The organism is Streptomyces iranensis (assembly GCF_017874715.1).
Classification (GTDB): domain Bacteria; phylum Actinomycetota; class Actinomycetes; order Streptomycetales; family Streptomycetaceae; genus Streptomyces; species Streptomyces iranensis.
The window spans coordinates 93,279-112,144 of record NZ_JAGGLR010000028.1 but is presented as its reverse complement, the minus strand read 5'-3'; the positions used below and the strand labels follow the sequence as shown (position 1 = coordinate 112,144).

13 protein-coding genes are annotated in these 18,866 nt (G+C 70.1%); 8 read left to right on the top strand and 5 right to left on the bottom strand.

Annotation, left to right across the window (positions count from 1 at the left end; genetic code table 11):
* Nucleotide 1: 1 nt before the first annotated feature.
* The 5 genes from J2Z30_RS40230 to J2Z30_RS40210 form a co-directional block, all read right to left on the bottom strand.
* Nucleotides 2-787 (bottom strand): amino acid ABC transporter permease, encoded by a 786-nt coding sequence (locus tag J2Z30_RS40230; protein WP_044567240.1) that lies wholly within the window; start codon nt 785-787, stop codon nt 2-4.
* A 41-nt stretch (nt 788-828) separates the two neighbouring features.
* Nucleotides 829-1,626, bottom strand: coding sequence for an ABC transporter substrate-binding protein (locus J2Z30_RS40225; RefSeq protein ID WP_044567239.1), 798 nt, complete (start codon nt 1,624-1,626; stop codon nt 829-831).
* Between the two features lie 130 nt (nt 1,627-1,756).
* The gene (locus J2Z30_RS40220) at nt 1,757-1,984 is read right to left on the bottom strand and encodes an SGM_3592 family protein (RefSeq protein WP_044567238.1); all 228 of its coding nucleotides are present in this window, start codon (nt 1,982-1,984) and stop codon (nt 1,757-1,759) included.
* A gap of 195 nt (nt 1,985-2,179) precedes the next feature.
* Nucleotides 2,180-4,189, bottom strand: a complete 2,010-nt coding sequence (locus tag J2Z30_RS40215; protein WP_044567237.1) for a glycoside hydrolase family 127 protein — start codon at nt 4,187-4,189, stop codon at nt 2,180-2,182.
* A gap of 202 nt (nt 4,190-4,391) precedes the next feature.
* Nucleotides 4,392-5,477, bottom strand: a complete 1,086-nt coding sequence (locus tag J2Z30_RS40210; protein WP_044567236.1) for a MerR family transcriptional regulator — start codon at nt 5,475-5,477, stop codon at nt 4,392-4,394.
* A 391-nt stretch (nt 5,478-5,868) separates the two neighbouring features.
* Here J2Z30_RS40210 and J2Z30_RS40205 point away from each other — a divergent pair, with 391 nt between their 5' ends.
* The 8 genes from J2Z30_RS40205 to J2Z30_RS40170 all read left to right on the top strand — a co-directional run bounded on the left by J2Z30_RS40205 (nt 5,869) and on the right by J2Z30_RS40170 (nt 18,809).
* On the top strand, nt 5,869-6,900 hold the full coding sequence (locus tag J2Z30_RS40205; protein ID WP_044567235.1) for a DUF8189 domain-containing protein: 1,032 nt from the start codon (nt 5,869-5,871) through the stop codon (nt 6,898-6,900).
* 150 nt (nt 6,901-7,050) lie between these two features.
* On the top strand, nt 7,051-8,895 hold the full coding sequence (locus tag J2Z30_RS50250) for a glycoside hydrolase family 43 protein (protein ID WP_078956431.1): 1,845 nt from the start codon (nt 7,051-7,053) through the stop codon (nt 8,893-8,895).
* Between the two features lie 59 nt (nt 8,896-8,954).
* Nucleotides 8,955-10,838, top strand: a complete 1,884-nt coding sequence (locus J2Z30_RS40195) for a family 43 glycosylhydrolase (RefSeq protein ID WP_044567234.1) — start codon at nt 8,955-8,957, stop codon at nt 10,836-10,838.
* Nucleotides 10,838-12,280 (top strand): RICIN domain-containing protein, encoded by a 1,443-nt coding sequence (locus tag J2Z30_RS40190; protein ID WP_044567233.1) that lies wholly within the window; start codon nt 10,838-10,840, stop codon nt 12,278-12,280. Before J2Z30_RS40195 ends, J2Z30_RS40190 begins: the two co-directional genes overlap by 1 nt.
* 124 nt (nt 12,281-12,404) lie before the next feature.
* Entirely contained in the window at nt 12,405-14,954 is a 2,550-nt protein-coding gene (locus J2Z30_RS40185; RefSeq protein WP_044567232.1) for a glycoside hydrolase family 127 protein, read from the top strand.
* Nucleotides 14,955-15,027: 73 nt separating this feature from the next.
* On the top strand, nt 15,028-16,035 hold the full coding sequence (locus J2Z30_RS40180) for an aldo/keto reductase (RefSeq protein ID WP_044567231.1): 1,008 nt from the start codon (nt 15,028-15,030) through the stop codon (nt 16,033-16,035).
* Between the two features lie 149 nt (nt 16,036-16,184).
* The gene (locus J2Z30_RS40175; RefSeq protein ID WP_044567230.1) at nt 16,185-17,261 is read left to right on the top strand and encodes a CobW family GTP-binding protein; all 1,077 of its coding nucleotides are present in this window, start codon (nt 16,185-16,187) and stop codon (nt 17,259-17,261) included.
* 96 nt (nt 17,262-17,357) lie between these two features.
* On the top strand, nt 17,358-18,809 hold the full coding sequence (locus tag J2Z30_RS40170; RefSeq protein ID WP_044567228.1) for an FG-GAP and VCBS repeat-containing protein: 1,452 nt from the start codon (nt 17,358-17,360) through the stop codon (nt 18,807-18,809).
* The last annotated feature ends 57 nt before the right edge of the window (nt 18,810-18,866 follow it).

The following is an 18,866-nucleotide window of genomic DNA, read 5'->3' as shown; positions in this document are numbered from 1 at the left end:
GTCACCTCGCCTTCGCCGAACGGGCCTCGAGCCGGCGCACCAGGTGGCCGAGCGGAACGGTGATGATCAGGTAGCACACCCCGGCGACCAGGATCGGGGTGAGGCTGCGGTGCTGATTGAGCGCGTCCCGGCCGAACTTGGACAGTTCGTACTGGTCCAGGGAGAGTCCCAGCAGATAGACCAGGGAGGAGTCCTTGGTCAGCAGCACCAGTTCATTGGTGAGCGGCGGCAGGACGATCCGGAACGCCTGCGGGATGATGATCGAGGCCATCGCCCGGCTGTGGGACATGCCCAGCGAACGCGCCGCCTCCATCTGACCCTTGGGCACCGCCTGGATGCCCGCCCGCATCGTCTCCGCGATATAGGCGGCGCCGACGAGCCCCAGCGCCAGCATGACCGTGACATACCGGTCCAGCGCCACCTGGAAGGCGAGCGGCACCCCGAAGCCGAGCGCGATGAACACCAGCAGCGCGGGTACCCCGCGGAAGAACTCGATGTAGGCCACCGCCAGCCACCGGTACGGCGGCACCTGCGAGAGCCGCATCAGCGCCAGCACCACCCCGAGGACCAGGCCGAAGCCGAAGCCGAGCAGGGTGTAGACGATGGTGTTGACCAGGGCGGTGGTGATGATGTCGGGAAACAGGGACCGGGCGACCTCGGCGTCGAAGAAGGCGCGCCGCAGTTCACCCCAGTCCGCGGCCAGGACGATGGCGAGCAGCAGGGCGATGAGCACGGCGTACTGCACCGCTCGTATCGCCCGCGCCCGCTGCCGGCGGGTCATTGCCATAACTGTGCGGACTCCTCAGCTCCGATGGCCGTCGGCGGGCGTCACTTCTTGGGCGCGGTGCCGAACCACTTCTTGTAGATGCGGTCGTAGGAGCCGTCCGTCCGGGCGTCCTTCAGCACGGCGTTGATCTTCTTGCGCAGTGCGTCATTGCCGGTCCGCACGGCGATGCCGTACTGCTCCCCGGTGTCGAACTCGGCCGCCACCGCGGTGTCGGGGTTGTCCTTGACGTAGTCGTAGAGCACACCGTTGTCGTTGATGCCCGCGTCGGTCTGCCCGGTCTTGACGGCGGTCAGCAGCAGCGCGAGATCCTCGAACTGGACCAGCTTCGCGCCCTTGGCGTGCTTCTGGGCATAAGCCTCACCGGTGGTCCCCTGCTGGACCGCGAGCTTCTTGCCCTTGAGATCGGCGAGGGACTTGAACGGCTTGCCCTTGGTGGTGAGCAGCGCCTGTGTGGCCTCGAAATAGGGGGCGGAGAAGTCCAGGTTCTTCTCACGCACCTCGGTGATGGTCATCCCGGCGGCGGCCACGTCGCACTGGTTGGTGTTGAGGTCTTCCCCGGACTGGATGCCCTCGAAGGGCGTGTCCACGATTTCCTGCTTCACATGGAGCGCGGAGGCCACGAGATCGACCATGTCCACATCGAAGCCGACGATCTTCTTGCCCTGTTTGGACTGGAAGGGCGGATAGGGCAGGTGAGTGCAGGTCGTGAGCTTCCCGGAGTTCACCAGGCTGATGTCCTTGCCGCCGGACCCCGACGACTTGGTGCTGGTACACCCGGCCAGCAGGGCGGATACGGCGGCGACGGCTATGACGGGCGGCAACGCGGAGCGAGCGAACACGGCACCTCCGGGGGCAGGGTCGGCGGACGACCACGGATCTCATGATCAGTGAGTCGGGCCGCATCCTCCCACCGGAAGTGGCGCGGTGTCTTTACGCGTGCAATTGCGACCGGGTAACGGAGAGGCGAGGTCAGCGCCGCCTGCGCCGCCTGCGGCGCTTGCTCCAGAACCAGCCGGCCGGCGGCTCGTCCGCCCGCCAGGGCTGGGGCTCGGGCGCGCCGCGCCGCCAGCGCGCGGTCAGCATCCGGGTGCGCGCGGCGGGCTCGGTGACCTCGGCATCCCGTATGAAGTCCGCGTCGAGGACGACGTCGTCCCAGTCGTCGGCGTCGTCCCCTGGGGGTGTGGATCCGGTGCTCACGGGGCACCTCCCGTCGGCCGGTGCCGCTCGGGCACAGGAGCGTGTTCCTCGAGCGATGAACGCGTGGGGTGTCCGCCGAGTTCCGGCGGGTTCCGGCTGGTTCTGGCGGGTTCCGGCGGGTGCGGGGTGCCCCTGTCTGGTCGGCGAGGATCGGTCGGGCGGGGTCCGGACGTCAGCCGGGCGGGGTCTGGACCGTCAGCCGGGCGGGGTGCGGACCGGGATCCACACCCGCATCGCGCCGGGCTCGCGGTTCGCCCACGCGTAGTACGGGATCGCGGTCACCGGGACCGGCTCGGGGGCCTTCGCGCCGCCCGGCCCGCCCGAGCCCGTACCGTCGCTCCGGTACGGCCACCAGCCGTCGCGCGCGGCGGCGTGGGGCAGGGCCAGGGCGGTGATCACGGTCACCCTGCCCAGCAGCTCCGGCCGGTGCTCCGGGGTCAGCGCGGCAACCGGGTCGAGGTCGATGTCGTCCAGCCGCAGCCCGGCGGGCTGATCGGGCTGCTCCAGGCAGTACACCAGCGGGCCGCGCTCGATCGCGGTACAGCCGCGCACCCCGTCGATCCGTGGATCGGGCCGGGTGAGCCGGGGATCGAGGGGCAGGCTCAGCACGACCGTCTCACCGGGCCGCCAGCGCCGCCGCAGCCGCAGCCAGCCGTCCTCGGCTCGCTCGGCCACCGGCTCCCCGCCGACCGTCGCCTCGTATGTCCGCGCCCAGTGCGGGATGCGCAGGGACAGCGTCCAGTCCGCCTCCGGCGGGGCCGCGTCCACGACCACCGCGATCCGCCCCTCCCAGGGGTAGCCGGTCCCCACCCGTATCGCGCCGCCGCCCGCCTCGTACGAGCCGGACGCGTACTGGTGCAGTTGGAGCCCCTCGGCGTCGCCGCTCGCCATGTAGTGCGGCAGCGAGGCCAGCAGCCGCATCACATTGGGCGGGCAGCAGGCACACCGGAACCAGGGCGTCCGGTGGGTGCTCCGGTCCCCGGCGGCGGCCTTACGGTTCTCATCGCCTTTACCGTCCTCACCGTCCTCACCGTCCTCAGCGTCGTGGCGGACCCGCAGCGGATTCACATAGAGCCAGCGCTCACCGTCGATCGACACTCCCGACGCGAAGCCGTTGAACAGGGTCCGCTCCACCAGATCGCTGTAGCGGGCCTCCCCGGTCAGCAGCGCCATCCGCCAGCCGAAGTGGATGGCGGCGATGGCCGCGCAGGTCTCGGCGTACGCCCGGTCCGGCGGCAGCTCGTACGCGTCCCCGAAGGACTCCAGCTCGTGCCGGGAGCCCATCCCGCCGGTCAGATGGGTCTTTGTCGCGGCCATGTCCTCCCAGAGCCGCACCAGGGCGTCCCGCAGCCCCTCGTCGCCGGTCTCCGCCGCCACATCGGCCGCCCCGGCCAGCAGATACAGCTGGCGCACCGCATGCCCGGCGACCGCCGTCGCCTCCCGCACCGGGGCGTGGTCCTGCCAGTAGGCCGCCCCGGGGCGGGGGCCGGGCGAGCCGTCCGGCGGGCCGTCGCCGAGGCTGCCCCGCCCGCGCCGGTCCACGAAGTACCCGGCCAGATCGAGATAGCGCCGCTCACCGGTCTCCCGGTACAGCTCGACCAGCGCGGTCTCGATCTCCGGATGTCCGCACACCGCCTCGTCCTTGCCGGGCCCGAACGTGGCGTCGATCAGATCGGCGTACCGCACCGCCGCATCGAGCAGCCCGTCCCGGCCGGTGGCCCGGTGGTGGGCGACCGCGGCCTGGAGGAGATGGCCCGCGCAGTACAGCTCGTGCCCCCAGTGCGGATCCGCCCACCGCCGGGCGTCCGGGCCCAGCTGGTAGTACGTCTGGAGATAGCCGTCCTCGGCCTGGGCGGCCGCGACCAGCCCGGCCAGCCGCTCCACCTGCCGCGACAGCTCCTCCTCGGCCGGTCCCTCGGCGCCGTCGGCCAGCTGCCAGGACGCCGCCTCCAGCCACTTGTGCACATCGGAGTCCTGGAACGGGAAGTCGCCCCGGAAGCCGGACTCCTCCGGCGCCGCTCCCGCGGCGGCCCGGAGGTTGGCGAGATTGCCCGCCCGCTCCAGCCGGTCCGGCCCCTGGGGAACGCTCACCTCGGCGTTGACGCGGCGTCTGGCGGCCCAGAAGCCGCCGGTGATCCGTGCCGAGGTGGCCGGGCGGAGCGCGGTGTGCGCTTCCCGAGAGAGCCGGATCGGACCTGCGGACATCCGCCCACCCCTTACACCGCGCCGCCGGCCATGCCCGTCTCCCGGCCACGCAGGAGTGGAAACCGGTTTCCGACGCGAGCATATGGACGCGTTCTTCCGGCCGACAAGACCTTGCACACACCATTCATCAACGTTCAACAACCGAAATCGGCGGGCGGGCGAGACGGCCGCGAGACGGCCGCGAGACGGCCGGAGCGGCGGCTTACGCCGTGGTCAGCGCCGCCTGCTCGGCCACATGGGCCACCACACAGGTGACGTTGTCGGGTCCGCCCGCGCGGATGGCGAGGGCGACCAGCTCCCGTACGGCCGTGCCCGGGTCGTCCTCCGACGCGAGCACGCGCTGGATCTCCTCGGTGGGCACGACCCCCGTCAGCCCATCCGAGCACAGCAGATAGCGGTCCTCGGCGCGGGCGTCCCGCAGGGCGAAGTCCGGCTCGAACGCCGAACCGGCGCCCACGGCGCGCAGCAGCAGCGCCCGCTGGGGGTGCGATGCGGCCTCCTCGCGGGTGATCCGCCCCTCGTCGACCAGCGACTGGACGACCGTGTGGTCATGGGTGATCTGGAAGAGCTCACCGTCGCGCAGCAGATAGGCGCGCGAGTCACCGATGTGGACCAGCCCCAGCCGGGAGCCCGACCACACCATCGCGGTGAGCGTCGTGCCGACATCCCGCAGCGCGGGTTCGGAGGCGGCCAGTGCGGAGACCGACTCATGGGCCCGGTGCGCCGCCTCCTCCAGGGCGCTGAGCAGTTCCCCGCCCGGAACGCCCGCGTCCAGCGGTTTGAGCGCCTCGATCGCCGCCTCGCCCGCGCGTCGCCCGCCCCCTATGCCGTCGGCCACGGCGAGCAGGCGCGGACCGGCGTAACCGGCGTCGTCATTGCTCTCCCGGACCGAGCCGGTGTCGGAGAGCACGGCGTAGTGGATCCTCAGGGTGGTGTGGTCGGAAGACATCGTGGTGTCCTTCCCCGAAAGATGGTCGACGAGGAAGGCGGCCAGGTCCCTCCGGGCGGCGGTGTCGGCCTCGACCCGCGCCCAGTACGCGCGCACCTCCCGCGCCGCCGCCTCCGGCTCCAGCTCGCACACCGCCCGGATGTCGGCCAGCGGCATGCCGAGCCGCCGCAGCCACGCCACCAGACGGGCCCGCTCAAGCTGGGCCGGATCGTAGAGGCGGTAGCCGGAGTACGGATCGACGCGGGCGGGCGGCAGCAGCCCGAGCTCGTCGTACAGGCGCAGCGCCTTGGGGGACAGCCGCGACGCCCGCGCGAACGCACCGATGGTCAGCAGCCCCATGCTCGCCCTCCTCGTCGCCGGGCACCTCGCCCGGCGACCACGATGCTCGGGCTTCCCCAAGGGGGAAGGTCAATTGGAGAAGCGGAAGAAGCCGAAAAAGCCGAACGAGCGGGAGAAGCCGAAGAAGCCGAAGAAGCGGGAGAAGCGGAGCAGGGGCGAAGGGGACCGCCAGGCTCGCGATCAGTATCGCTCTTCCCGCAGGACGAATTCCGAAGCAAGCGAGCGCATTCAATCCGATAACAACCTCTCATGGCGATGAGTCGGTCATATCCATACATCTTGCCTTCTTCGGGTATCCGCCATGCTTGCCCCGGGAATTGACGGTGTATCCGCACACTCTCGGGGCCTCATGAGTCCTCACCGGGCCTCACGAGAAGAGGGAGGTCCTCCCATGACCGTTTCCACCACTCCCGGCATCGTCTGGGGCACCTGGATCAATCTCCAGGGTGGCATCCACTCCGAGCCCGCCCCGGTCGCCTTCGCCGACGACCGGGTGCAGGTCTTCATCCGGGGCGGGTCGAACGTCTTGTGGAGCAGGGTGGAGGCCCGGGACGGCACTTGGGGGCCGTGGCAGCAATACCCGGGCCTGTCCGTCGACGGCATCCCGGCACCGATCCGGGGCAAGGACGGCAAGATCCGGGTCTTCTACCGCACCCCGGGCAACAATCTGGAGGTCATCACCCAGACCGCCATCAACTCCGGGTACGGACCGCCCCAGACCCTGGTCACCGGCATCGGGGACGACCCGGCCGCGGCGCTCGGCGCCGACGGCCGCATCTATGTGTTCTTCCCCGGCACCGACAACGCCCTGTGGTACATCCGCAACCAGGATCTCCAGTACGAGACCTACACCTCCGCGACTTCGCTGGGCGGTGCCATCTTCGCCACGCCTTCGCCCATCCTCGACGGGGGAGGGCGGCTGGTGGTGGCGGTCAAGGCCGCGGGCGAGATCCTGTCCACCATCCAGCAGCAGACCGAGAACTCCGCCGTCTGGGAGGCGTTCTCCCCCAATGCCACCAATATGACGAGCCGTCCGTCGGTGTGCCTGGACGCGGCGGGACGGGTGCAGATCTTCTACCGGGGCTCCGACGGGTCCGTCCGGCGGGTCGGGCAGAGCGACGACTACGACTCGTTCGGCGCCGCCGTGAGCCTCGGCGCGCAGATCGTCTGGCGGCCCACCTGCGCCCTGGCCCAGGACGGCCGGATCAACGTGTTCATCAAGGCCACCGACAACGCCCTGTGGGTCGCGGTGCAGAACACCGAGAGCGGCACGGCGTACAGCGGCTTCCAGTCCCTGGGCGGGGTCATCGGCTCCGCGGGCGTCGGCGTCCCCATCCTCAACGAGGAGAACCTGCTCTACGTCTTCATCCAGGGCAGCGGAACCGCCAGGGACCTCTGGCTGCAGCGCCAGACCTTCGTCTGACCCGCCCCCTCCCCTCCACCGCTTCATCGCGCGTCCTCCAGGGCTCCAGGGTTTTCGAAACTTTCGCACCCTCTCCAGGGGCTGTCGGAAGTCATCAGAACCCTTAATCTCCGAACAAATTCGATCACTTCGGATCGCAGGAGCCCTCTGATGCCCCCGCATGCCACCCGACCCTGGAGAGCGCCGGCAGTGCTGCTCGCGCTGCTGGCCGCCCTCGCCCTCGTGGTCCCCCTCACCGCGAACCGAGTGCACGCCGCGGAGCACCACCGGAGCGACGGGAGCGGACGCGCCGTGGAGCGGTCCACCACGGTCTCCCGCTATCTGTTCACCGCCTTCACGAACAGCGGCGAGAGCAATATGTATGTCTACGGGTCCGACGACGCGCAGAACTTCTGGTCGATCCAGGACAAGGCGTACACCCCGCCCTCCGGTCTCGTCCGCGACCCCAGCGTCATCCACCGCGGCGGCCGCTACTACGTCGCGTACACCACCGGATGGACCGGTACCACCTTCGGCCTCGCCGTGAGCGACGACCGCCGCACCTGGACCCATCTCGCCGACATCGACCACGGCGTGGCCGCCAACAACACCTGGGCACCGGAGTTCTTCACCGACGCGCCCGACGGGAAGGTCCGCATCGTCGTCTCGCTGTCCACCGGGCCCACCGCCTACCGGCACTTCCAGCCGTACGTCCTCACCGCCCTCGACGACACCCTCACCAAGTGGAGCGAGCCCCAGCCGCTCGAGGGCATCTCGCCGAGCGAGAGCGACTACAACGGCTATATCGACACCTTCGTGGTCCGTAAGGGCGCCACCTATCACGCGTTCACCAAGAACGCCACGGGCGAACTCATCGAGCACGCCGTCGCCGACCGCGTCACCGGCCCGTACCGCTTCACCGGCAAGGGTGACTGGGCGGGATGGGGCGGCCTGCTGGAGGGCCAGACCGTCGTCGCGCTCCCCGACGGCGGCTATCGCATGTTCATGGACGGCTACACCGTCAAGAAGTACTACTACAGCGACAGCCCCGACCTGGAAGACTGGACGCCCAAACGGGAACTGCCCGGTCTGTCGGGGGTGGTACGCCACGGCACCGTGATCCGGGAGACCGCCACCGTGCGGCCCGGCGATGCCAACCCCGCCCTGCCCGGCTACCACGCCGACCCCGATGTGATGTACGCCGAGGGCCGGTACTGGATCTACCCCACCGAGGACGGCCACCCCGGCTGGAGCGGCACCCGCTTCAACGGCTTCTCCTCGCCCGACCTCGTCCACTGGACCGACCGCGGCCCCGCCCTCGACCTCGCCGATGTCTCCTGGTGCCACCAGAACGCCTGGGCCCCCTCGGTGGTCAGGAAGGGCGACACCTACTGGATGTACTTCAGCGCCTGCCAGTCCATCGGCGTCGCCAAGTCCTCCAGCCCCCAGGGGCCGTTCACCGACGCCCTCGGCAAACCGCTGGTCGCCAAGGGGCAGTTCGGCCACCAGTCGATCGACCCGGACGCCTTCGTCGACGACGACGGCACCCCGTACCTCTACTTCGGGCAGGGCGCCTTGGAGGCGGCCCGGCTCAACGACGACATGGTCTCCTTCGCCACCCAGCCGGTGAAGATCACCCCGCCCGGCTACAACGAGGCCCCGACCGTCTTCAAGCGCGCGGGCCGCTACTACGCGATGTGGTCGGAGGACGACACCCGCAGCCCGGACTACCGCGTGGCCTACGGAGTCTCCGACTCACCGCTCGGCCCCTTCACCAAGGCGGCGGGCAACCCGGTCCTGGCCAAGGACCCCGGCGATCAGATCCTCGGCACCGGGCACAACTCCGTCATCCAGGTCCCGGGCCGCGACGAGTGGTACGTCGTCTACCACCGCTTCGCCCGCCCCGGCGGCGACGGCACCCATCGCGAAGTCGCCATCGACCGGATGCGGTTCGACCCCGACGGCACCATCCAGAAGATCCGCCCGACGCAGGCCGGTATCGAGCCCGTCCCATAGACCGGCGCCAAGCCCGTCCGATGTCAGGCGCATCATCCGCCAGAGCAGGAGAGAACCGTATGAGCCGCAGCGAAGAACACCAGCCCAGCCGCAGACGCGTGGTGATGGGCGCCCTCGTCCTGGGGGCGGCCGCCGGAACACCCGGCATCGCGTCGGCCGCCACCCCCGCGGCGCCGCAAGCGCCCGCCAAGGCCCCCGCGTACGCCAATCCGCTGGTGCGCCGGCGCGCCGATCCGCACATCCTCAAGCACACGGACGGCTACTACTACTTCACGGCCACCGTCCCCGAGTACGACCGCATCGTCCTGCGGCGCTCCAGGACCATCGGCGGGCTGGCCACCGCCGCCGAGTCGGTGATCTGGAAGAAGCACACCAGCGGCGACATGGGCGCCCATATATGGGCCCCGGAGATCCACTTCATCGACGGCAGATGGTACGTCTACTTCGCCTCGGCGCCCGCCAACGACGTCTGGAAGATCCGGATGTGGGTGCTGGAGAACGCGAGCGCCAACCCCTTCGCCGGGACCTGGACCGAGAAGGGCCGCATCGTCACGCCCGTCGACTCCTTCTCCCTCGACGCCTCCACCTTCACCCACCGGGGCACCCGCTATCTCGTCTGGGCCCAGAGCAACCCGGACGTCGGCAACAACTCGAGCATCTACCTCGCCCGGATGGCCAATCCGTGGACCGTCACCGGGCCCCAGGTGGAGATCTCCCGGCCGACGTACGACTGGGAGACCCGTGGCTTCAAGGTCAACGAGGGCCCCTCGGTCCTCCAGCGGAACGGCCGGGTCTTCCTCACCTACTCCGCCAGCGCCACCGACGCCAACTACTGCATGGGGCTGCTGACCGCCTCCGCCGACAGCGACCTGCTCGCCGCCTCGTCCTGGAGGAAGAGCCCGCAGCCGGTCTTCACCAGCGATGACACCACCAAGCAGTACGGGCCCGGCCACAACTCCTTCACCGTCGCCGAGGACGGCCGCACCGATCTCCTCGTCTACCACGCCCGCCAGTACAAGGACATCACCGGCGACCCGCTGAACGACCCCAACCGGCACACCCGCGTCCAGGCGCTCGGCTGGAGGGCCGATGGCACCCCGGACTTCGGTGTGCCCGTGGCCGACGCGCCCGCGCGGGACACCACGGCCGCCACCCGCTTCACCATGACGGCGTTCACCAACAGCAGCGAGTCGAACATGTACGTCTACCAGTCGTCCGACGCGACCACGTACACACTGCTGAAGGGACCCGCCTACACTCCGCCGTCCGGGCTGATCCGCGACCCCAGCGTCATCAAGCACACCGACGGCTACTACTACATCGTCCACACGACCAACTGGACCGGTGACACCATCGGCTTCGCGCGCAGCCGCGACCGCGTCAACTGGACCTTCGTCCGTAATCACACCCTCCCGGTGGTCGGGCTCGAGCGCACCTGGGCGCCCGAGTTCTTCGTGGACGGCGGCGGCGTCCACATCGTCGTCTCGCTGGACACCACCTCCACACCCGACTACATCTTCCGGCCGCATCTGCTCACCGCCACCAACGCCGCGCTGTCGTCCTGGACCACGCCCACACCGCTGAAGGGCCTGGACGCCGCCAACTACATCGACACCTTCGTGGTCCGCCACGCCGGGCAGTACCACGCCTTCACCAAGCAGGAGACGACCAAGTACATCGAGCACGCCACGGCCGACAGCCTCGGCGGGCCGTACACCTTCCGCGGCACCGGCGACTGGGCGGGCTGGGGCAGTTGGCGCGAGGGTCCCGCGCTGGTGCGCCTGGACAACGGCGGCTGGCGGATCTACTTCGACGGCTACACCGAGCAGAAGTACTACTACAGCGACAGCCTCGACGGCTTCCGGACCTGGACCCCGATCCGGGAACTGCCCGGACTCACCGGATTCGCCCGCCACTTCACCGTCCTGAAGGAGACCGTGTGATGCGCGGACGTCCCCAAGCACGTCTGTGGACCCTCGTCGTGGCCGCCGTCCTCGGGCTGCTCGCCCCGCTGGCGGGAGCCGGGGCGGCGCAGGCCGCTCCCGTCACCGTCGCCAACGGCACACAGTTCACCACCACATCGGGCGAGGCGGTGCACGCCCACGGCGGGGGAGTCATCAAGTCCGGCGGCTACTACTACTGGTTCGGTGAGAACCGCAACGCCGACAACACCTTCCGCTATGTCTCCGCCTATCGCTCCACCGATCTGAAGACCTGGGAGTTCCGCCGCCATGTCCTCACCCAGGCCACCGACCCCGAGCTGGCCTCCGCCAACATCGAGCGGCCCAAGGTGCTCTACAACGAGCGGACCGGGCAGTACGTGATGTGGATGCACAAGGAGAACGGCGGCGACTACAGCGAGGCGCGCGCGGCCGTCGCCACCTCCGCCACCATCGACGGCGACTACACCTGGCGGGGCAGCTTCCGCCCGCTGGGCCGGCACATGTCCCGGGACATCACCCTCTTCCAGGACGGCGACGGCACCGGATACATGGTCTCGGCCGCCCGGGACAACTACGACCTGCACATCTACCGGCTGACCGACGACTACACCGGGGTGGCGAGCCTGGTGGCCAACCCCTGGCCCGGCGGCCACCGCGAGGCACCGGCGCTCTTCAAGCGCGGAAACGTGTACTTCATGCTGACCTCCGGCGCCACCGGCTGGAACCCCAACCAGCAGCAGTACGCCACCGCCACCAGCCCTGCGGGCCCCTGGAGCGCCATGCGCGACGTGGGCGACGCCACCGCCTACGGCTCGCAGACCGCGTACGTCCTGCCGGTGCAGGGCAGCGGCACCACCTCGTACCTCTATCTGGGCGACCGCTGGGGGAACTCCTTCGGCGGCACCGTCAACGACTCGCGCTATGTCTGGCTGCCGCTGGCCTTCCCCACCGCCACCACCCTGACCATGGACTGGTATCCGCAACTCACCATCGACACGGCGGCGGGCACGGTGACCGGCTCCGGCGGTCCGTACACCACGCTCATGGCGCGGCACAGCGGCAAGTGCGCCGACATCGTCTCCGGCTCGCAGACCGATGGCACCGCGGCCGTCCAGTACACCTGCAACGGCGGTGGCAATCAGCTGTTCTGGTCCAAGGACGTGGGCGGTGGCCAGATCCAGCTGATCGCCCGGCACAGCTCCCAGTGTCTGACGGTGGCCGGCGGCTCCACCGCCGACGGCGCCGCCGTGGTCCAGTCGGCCTGTGGCACGGGGACGAACCAGCAGTGGCGGGCCACCGACACCGGTGACGGCTACGTCCGGTTCACCGCCCGCTCCAGCGGCAAGTGCCTGGATGTCGCGGACGAGTCCACGGCGGACAAGGCCGCGCTCCTCCAGTGGAGCTGCACCGGCGGCGCCAACCAGCAGTGGCGGCGCGGCTGACCGACCCCGCACCGCCGGTACCCGCCTGATTGGGGGCTGTTGACGTCCCCGGGAGGGCCGGTACCTTCACGGTGCACACGATGTCGGACATTGTTCGTAATTTCGAACCTCAGCGAGGGAAGTCATGAGCGAACCAGTCGACAGACGGCACTTCATCGCCACCACGGCCTCCGGGGCCGCGGCCGTGGCGCTCACCGTCGCCGCCGGATCCACCGCCGAGGCGGCGGCCCCCGGCGCCACCCCGGCCGCGACCCACCGCGGGCCCAAGGCGCTGACCAGTGCTCAGCCCTTTCCGCTCACCGCCGTGTCCCTGCTCCCCGGCGCCTTCAAGGACAACCAGTCCCGTAACACCGCCTATCTGCGCTTCGTCGACATCGACCGGCTGCTGCACACCTTCCGCCGCAACGTCGGGCTCCCCAGCAGCGCCCAGCCCTGCGGCGGCTGGGAGAGCCCCAGCACGGAACTGCGCGGCCACAGCACCGGCCACCTTCTGTCCGGGCTGGCCCTCGGCTACGCGGGCACCGGCGACACCGCACTGCTCGACAAGGGCCGCAAGCTGGTCTCGGCGCTCGCCGCCTGCCAGGCCAAGTCCCCGGCCGCGGGCTACGGTCAGGGCTATCTCTCGGCGTTCCCCGAGAGCTTCTTCGACCGGCTGGAGGCCGGTACCGGGGTGTGGGCGCCGTACTACACCATCCACAAGATCATGGCCGGGCTCGTCGACCAGTACCGGCTCGCGGGCAACGCCGAGGCCCTGGAAACCGTGTTGCGCCAAGCCGCCTGGGTCGACACCCGCACCGGCAAACTCGGCTACGACCAGATGCAGCGGGTGCTGCAGACCGAGTTCGGCGGAATGAACGACGTCCTCGCCGATCTGCACGCCATCACCGTCGACAGCCGCTGGCTGAAGGTGGCCGAGCGCTTCACCCACGCCCGCGTCTTCGACCCGCTGGCCCGCAATGAGGACCGGCTCGCCGGGCTGCACGCCAACACCCAGATCCCCAAGATGGTCGGCGCCATGCGGCTGTGGGAGGAGGGGCTCGACAGCCGCTACCGCACCATCGGCGAGAACTTCTGGAAGATCGTCACCGATCACCACACCTACGTCATCGGCGGGAACAGCAACGGGGAGGCGTTCCACGAGCCCGACGCCATCGCCGCCCAGCTCTCCGACAACTGCTGCGAGAACTGCAACTCGTACAACATGCTCAAGCTCACCCGGCTGATCCACTTCCACGCACCGGAGCGCGTGGACCTGCTCGACTACTACGAGCGCACCCTGCTCAACCAGATGCTCGGGGAGCAGGACCCGGACTCGGCCCATGGCTTCAACATCTACTACACGGGCCTCGCCCCCGGCTCCTTCAAACAGCAGCCGTCCTTCATGGGCACCGACCCCAACCAGTACTCCACCGACTACGACAACTTCTCCTGCGACCACGGCAGCGGCATGGAGACCCAGGCCAAGTTCGCGGACACCATCTACACCCACGCCGACCGCAGTCTGCTGGTGAACCTCTTCATCCCCTCCGAGCTGCGCTGGCAGGACAAGGGCATCACCTGGCGCCAGACCACCGGCTTCCCCGACCAGCAGAACACCACCCTCACCGTCACCTCCGGCGCGGCCTCCCTCGAACTGCGCGTGCGCATCCCCTCCTGGGCGGCCGGGGCCCGCGCCACGCTCAACGGCACCCCCCTCGCCGACCGGCCGGCCCCCGGCAGCCGGCTGATCATCGACCGCCAGTGGAAGACCGGCGACCGGGTCGAGGTGACACTGCCGATGAAGCTGACGTTCGACCCCGCCCCCGACGACCCCGACATCCGGGCCGTGCTCTACGGGCCGGTGGTGCTCGCCGGGGCGTACGGCGGCCGCACCGGAATGACCATGCCGCGCCTGGACACCGGATCCGTGTCCCAGACGGCCACCAGCCCCCTGCGGTTCAGCGCCACGGCCAGTGCGGAGAGCGTGACCCTGCTGCCGGTCGCCCGCGTCCACCACCAGCACTACAACGTGTACTGGCTGACCGGGCAGCCGCCCACCCCGCCGCCCGCCTTCGCCGCCTGGCACCGCTTCGACGAGACCTCCGGCACCACCGCGGCCGACGCCACCGGCCGGGAGAAGACCGCCCGGCTCGTCGGCGGCGCCTCCTGGACGGCGGGCAGGACCGGGGGCGCGGTCGCCCTGAACGGCACGGATGGCCATGTCGTCCTCGCCGACGACCTCCTGGCCGGGGCCCGTGCGTACACCCTGGCCACCTGGGTCCGGCTGGACGGCACCCCCGCCACCTGGACCCGGATCTTCGACATCGGCACCGGTGTCACCGCCAATATGTTCCTCACCCCCGTGGCCGACTCCGGAAAGCTGCGCTTCGCCATCACCGCGGGCGGCGGCGGAGCCGAGCAGCGCATCGAGGCCGCCCCGCTGCCCACCGGCCAGTGGGTCCATGTGGCCGTCGCCTACGGCAGCGGCACCGCGATCCTCTACACCGGCGGGCGCGAGGTGGGGCGCAACACCGCCATCACCGTCGAGCCGGTCCACTTCGGCAACCACATCCGCGCCGGCTATCTCGGCAAGTCGCAGTACCCGGACCCGTACCTCAAGGCCGCGTTCGACGACGTCCGTGTGTACGGCAGGACACTCAGCGCTAATGAGGTCGCCACTTTGGCCCAAAGCTGACAAGCTCAGGCGGGCGGGCCGTCACCACGGCCCGTCCGCTCCCAACCGCACCGTACGGACAAGGACGACGCGCATGGTCCACCTCGCCGCCGAGAACCGCTACGACTCCATGCAGTACCAGCGCTGCGGCCGCAGCGGTGTGCTGCTTCCGAAGGTCTCGCTCGGCCTGTGGCACAACTTCGGCGACACCCACCCCCTGGAGACCCAGCGCGCGGTGCTGCGCCGCGCCTTCGACCTGGGCGTCACCCATATCGATCTGGCCAACAACTACGGTCCGCCGCCCGGCAGCGCCGAGAGCAACTTCGGCTCGGTCTTCGCCCAGGACTTCCGCCCCTACCGCGATGAGCTCTTCATCGCCACCAAGGCGGGGCACCTCATGTGGCCGGGGCCGTACGGCGAGTGGGGTTCGCGCAAGTACGTCCTCGCCAGCCTCGACCAGTCGCTGTCCCGGATGGGGCTGGACTACGTCGATGTCTTCTACTCCCACCGCTTCGACCCGGACACCCCGATCGAGGAGACGATGGTCGCCCTCGACAGCGCGGTGCGCCAGGGCAAGGCGCTGTACGCGGGCGTGTCCAACTACCCGCCGGAGGCGATCGCGGAGGCCGCCGCGATCCTGAAGGAGCTGCGCACCCCGTACCTGATCAACCAGTACCCGTACTCGATCCTCCAGCGCGGGGTCGAGGGCGGGGTGCTCCAGGCGTCGGCCGAGGCGGGCGCCGGGGTCATCGCCTTCTCGCCGCTGGCGCAGGGGCAGCTCACCGACCGCTATCTGCACGGAGTGCCCGCCGATTCGCGCATGGCGCTCGGCCACTTCCTCAAGCGCGAGACGCTCACCGAGGAGCGGCTGGCCCTGCTGCACGCCCTCAACAAGCTCGCGGAGGGGCGCGGCCAGACCCTCGCCCAGCTGGCGCTCGCATGGGTGCTGCGGGACCCCCGGGTGGTCTCGGTGCTGATCGGCGCGAGCAGCGTCGCCCAGCTGGAGCAGAATGTCGCGGTGCTGGACTCGCCCGACTTCAGCGACGCCGAGCTGGCCGAGATCGACCGGCTCTCGGCCGAGGCGGGGATCGAGATCCCCTGACGGGCCCCGCCCCGGGAGCACGAAGGACCCGAGGCCCGCCGCGCCCGGCGTGGCGGGCCTCGGTCACGTGCGCGACATGGTCGTCGGCGGCCGGATAGCATGAGCGGCCCGCCCGAGATCACCACGGACCGCCGCACGGAGACACAGCCTTGGCCACACAACGGATTCCGGTCATTCTCGTCACGGGTTTTCTGGGCTCCGGCAAGACGACGATGCTCAACCATCTGATGCGGGACAGCGCGGACACCCGGATCGGCGTCATCGTCAATGACTTCGGATCGATCAACATCGACGCCCTGGCCGTCGCTGGGCAGGTCGATTCGATGATCCCGATCGAGAACGGCTGTCTGTGCTGTGCGGCGGACGCCACCGAGATGGACGAGATGCTCGAGCGGCTCACCGATCCCGAGCTGCGCATCGATGTCGTGGTGATCGAGGCCAGCGGCCTCGCCGAGCCGCAGAGCATGATCCGCGCGCTGCTGTCCAGCAGCAATGAGCGGATCGTCTACGGCGGCCTGGTGGAGGTCGTGGACGCCGCGGAGTTCCCGGACACCCGCGTCCGGCACCCCGAGCTCGACCGCCATGTCCGCGCCGCGGACCTCATCGTGCTCAACAAGACGGACCGCGTCGCCGAGGGCGAGCGGCGGGGTCTGCTGGAGGCCCTCCAGGAGATCGCCCCCGGCGCGCCGGTCGTGGCCGCCGCGCACGGGCGTGTGGACCCCGCTCTCCTCTTCGACCACCGGCCCCGCGAGACCACGGAGGAAGGCTTCCGGCAGCTCTCGTTCGCCGACGTATGGGCCGACGAGGCATCTGGTGCCGGGTGCGGGGACGACAGCGGCTGCCACGGCCATGACCACGGCGACCACCTCCACGCTGCCTACGAGAGCGTGGAGTTCTCCACGGCCGAGCCGCTCCATCCGCGCCGGCTGATGGACTTCCTCGACAGCCGCCCGGTGGGCCTCTACCGAGCCAAGGGGTTCCTCCACTTCGCGGGCGCGGGCCGGGAGTGGAAGTTCGGGCTGCACGCGGTCGGCTCGTACCTCCGCTTCCAGCTCTCGCCCTGGGAGCGCGGTGAGCCCCGTACCACCCAGTTGGTGATGATCGGCACCGGGATCGACGCCGACACCCTCACCAAACGGCTGGCCGAGTGCGTGGCGGCGCCCGAGGAAGAGATCGACGAGACGCACATGATGAGCGTGCTCCGCTATGCGAACGAGACGGACTAGGGAAAACCCTGGAATCGGCCGTGCAACCCTGAGGCGGAGTCACGGGTCCTGCTGGGTGTACATGAGGTAAACGCTCATCAACGAGCAGGAGGAAGTGTGCGCCCCCGTTCCCTCACCACCGTTGTGCGCTGCGCGACGGTGGCCGCACTTGTGACCACCCCCGCCTTACTCGCCGTACCCTCCGCGGGCGCCGCCGGGGCCCGCCCCGCCGCGGCCGCCGCCCCGAAGGTCGACTTCAACAAGGACGGACGCGCCGACCTCGCCGTCTCCGCCCCCGCCGGCGCGGTGGGCGGCAAGGCCGAGGCGGGCTATGTCGCCGTCGTCTACGGCTCCGCCTCCGGCGCGGACACCGCCCACCGCCAGGTCGTCAGCCAGGCGACCGAGGGCGTTCCCGGCGACCCCGCCGCGTCGGCGTTCTTCGGGGCCCACACCGTCGCCCGCGACCTCGACGGCGACGGCTACACCGATCTGGCGATCCAGACCGGCAAGTCCCCGGCCATCACGGTCCTGTGGGGCTCCCCGAGCGGGCTGACCGGCGGCACCCAGCTGCCCGCCGGAAACGGCGACCACTGGGGCGACAGCGTCATCGCGGGCGGTGACTTCAACGGCGACGGCCAGGCCGACCTGGTCGACCTGGTCACCACCGGCGAGGGCCCGGACGACGAGAAGACCGGAGTGCGCGTCCGCCTCGGCCCGTTCACCCGTGACGGCAAGGACGCGGGCAGCTCCTTCTCCGACACCGGCCGGTTCGACGCGCCGACCAGTCTGACCGCGGGCGACATCACCGGCGACGGCAAGGACGACCTCGTCTCCACCCACGCCTTCGAGGAGATGTCCGAGTCCAGCCTGTTCTTCAAGGGCGACGACAAGGGCCTGTCGCAGAAGGCCGCCGACCTCACCGACGCCGCCTCCGCGACCATCGGCGACGTCGACAAGGACGGCCACGGCGATCTGGTCCTGCGCACCGTCCCCGGCGACGTCATCGAGAACCTGCCGTACGACCACGGCACGATCAAGGTCCTCTACGGCACCGCGTCGGGGCCGAGCACCACCCGCACCACGACCATCGACCAGAACACCGCGGGCGTCCCCGGCGTCAACGAGGACGGCGACCAGTTCGGCTACTCGCTGAGTTCCGGCGACGTCAACGGCGACGGCTACGCGGACATCGCCGTCGGCATCCCGTACGAGGGCCTGGACTCGGTCAAGGAGGCGGGCAGCGTCGTCCAGCTCTACGGCGGCCGGGGCGGGCTGTCCGGCACCGGTGCCCAGGCGTTCACCCAGGACACCGCCGGTGTCCCCGGTGTCGCGGAGGCGGGCGACCACTTCGCCATGGCGACCGGGCTCGCCGACACCGACGGCGACGGCAAGGACGACCTGGCCGTGGGCGCGCCCGACGAGGACGGCGCCCAGTCCACCAGCGGTGCGGCCTGGGCGCTGCGCGGCCAGACGGGCGGCCTGACCACGGACGGTGTCGTCTCCTTCGGGCCGGACTCCCTCGGGGCGCCGGAGGCCGGTGCGGCCCTGGGACACGGTTTCCAGCGGTAACCACAACGCCTCGGCGTCGAACTGTCCTTCGAGCGCGAACAGTTGACGAGCCCTCAG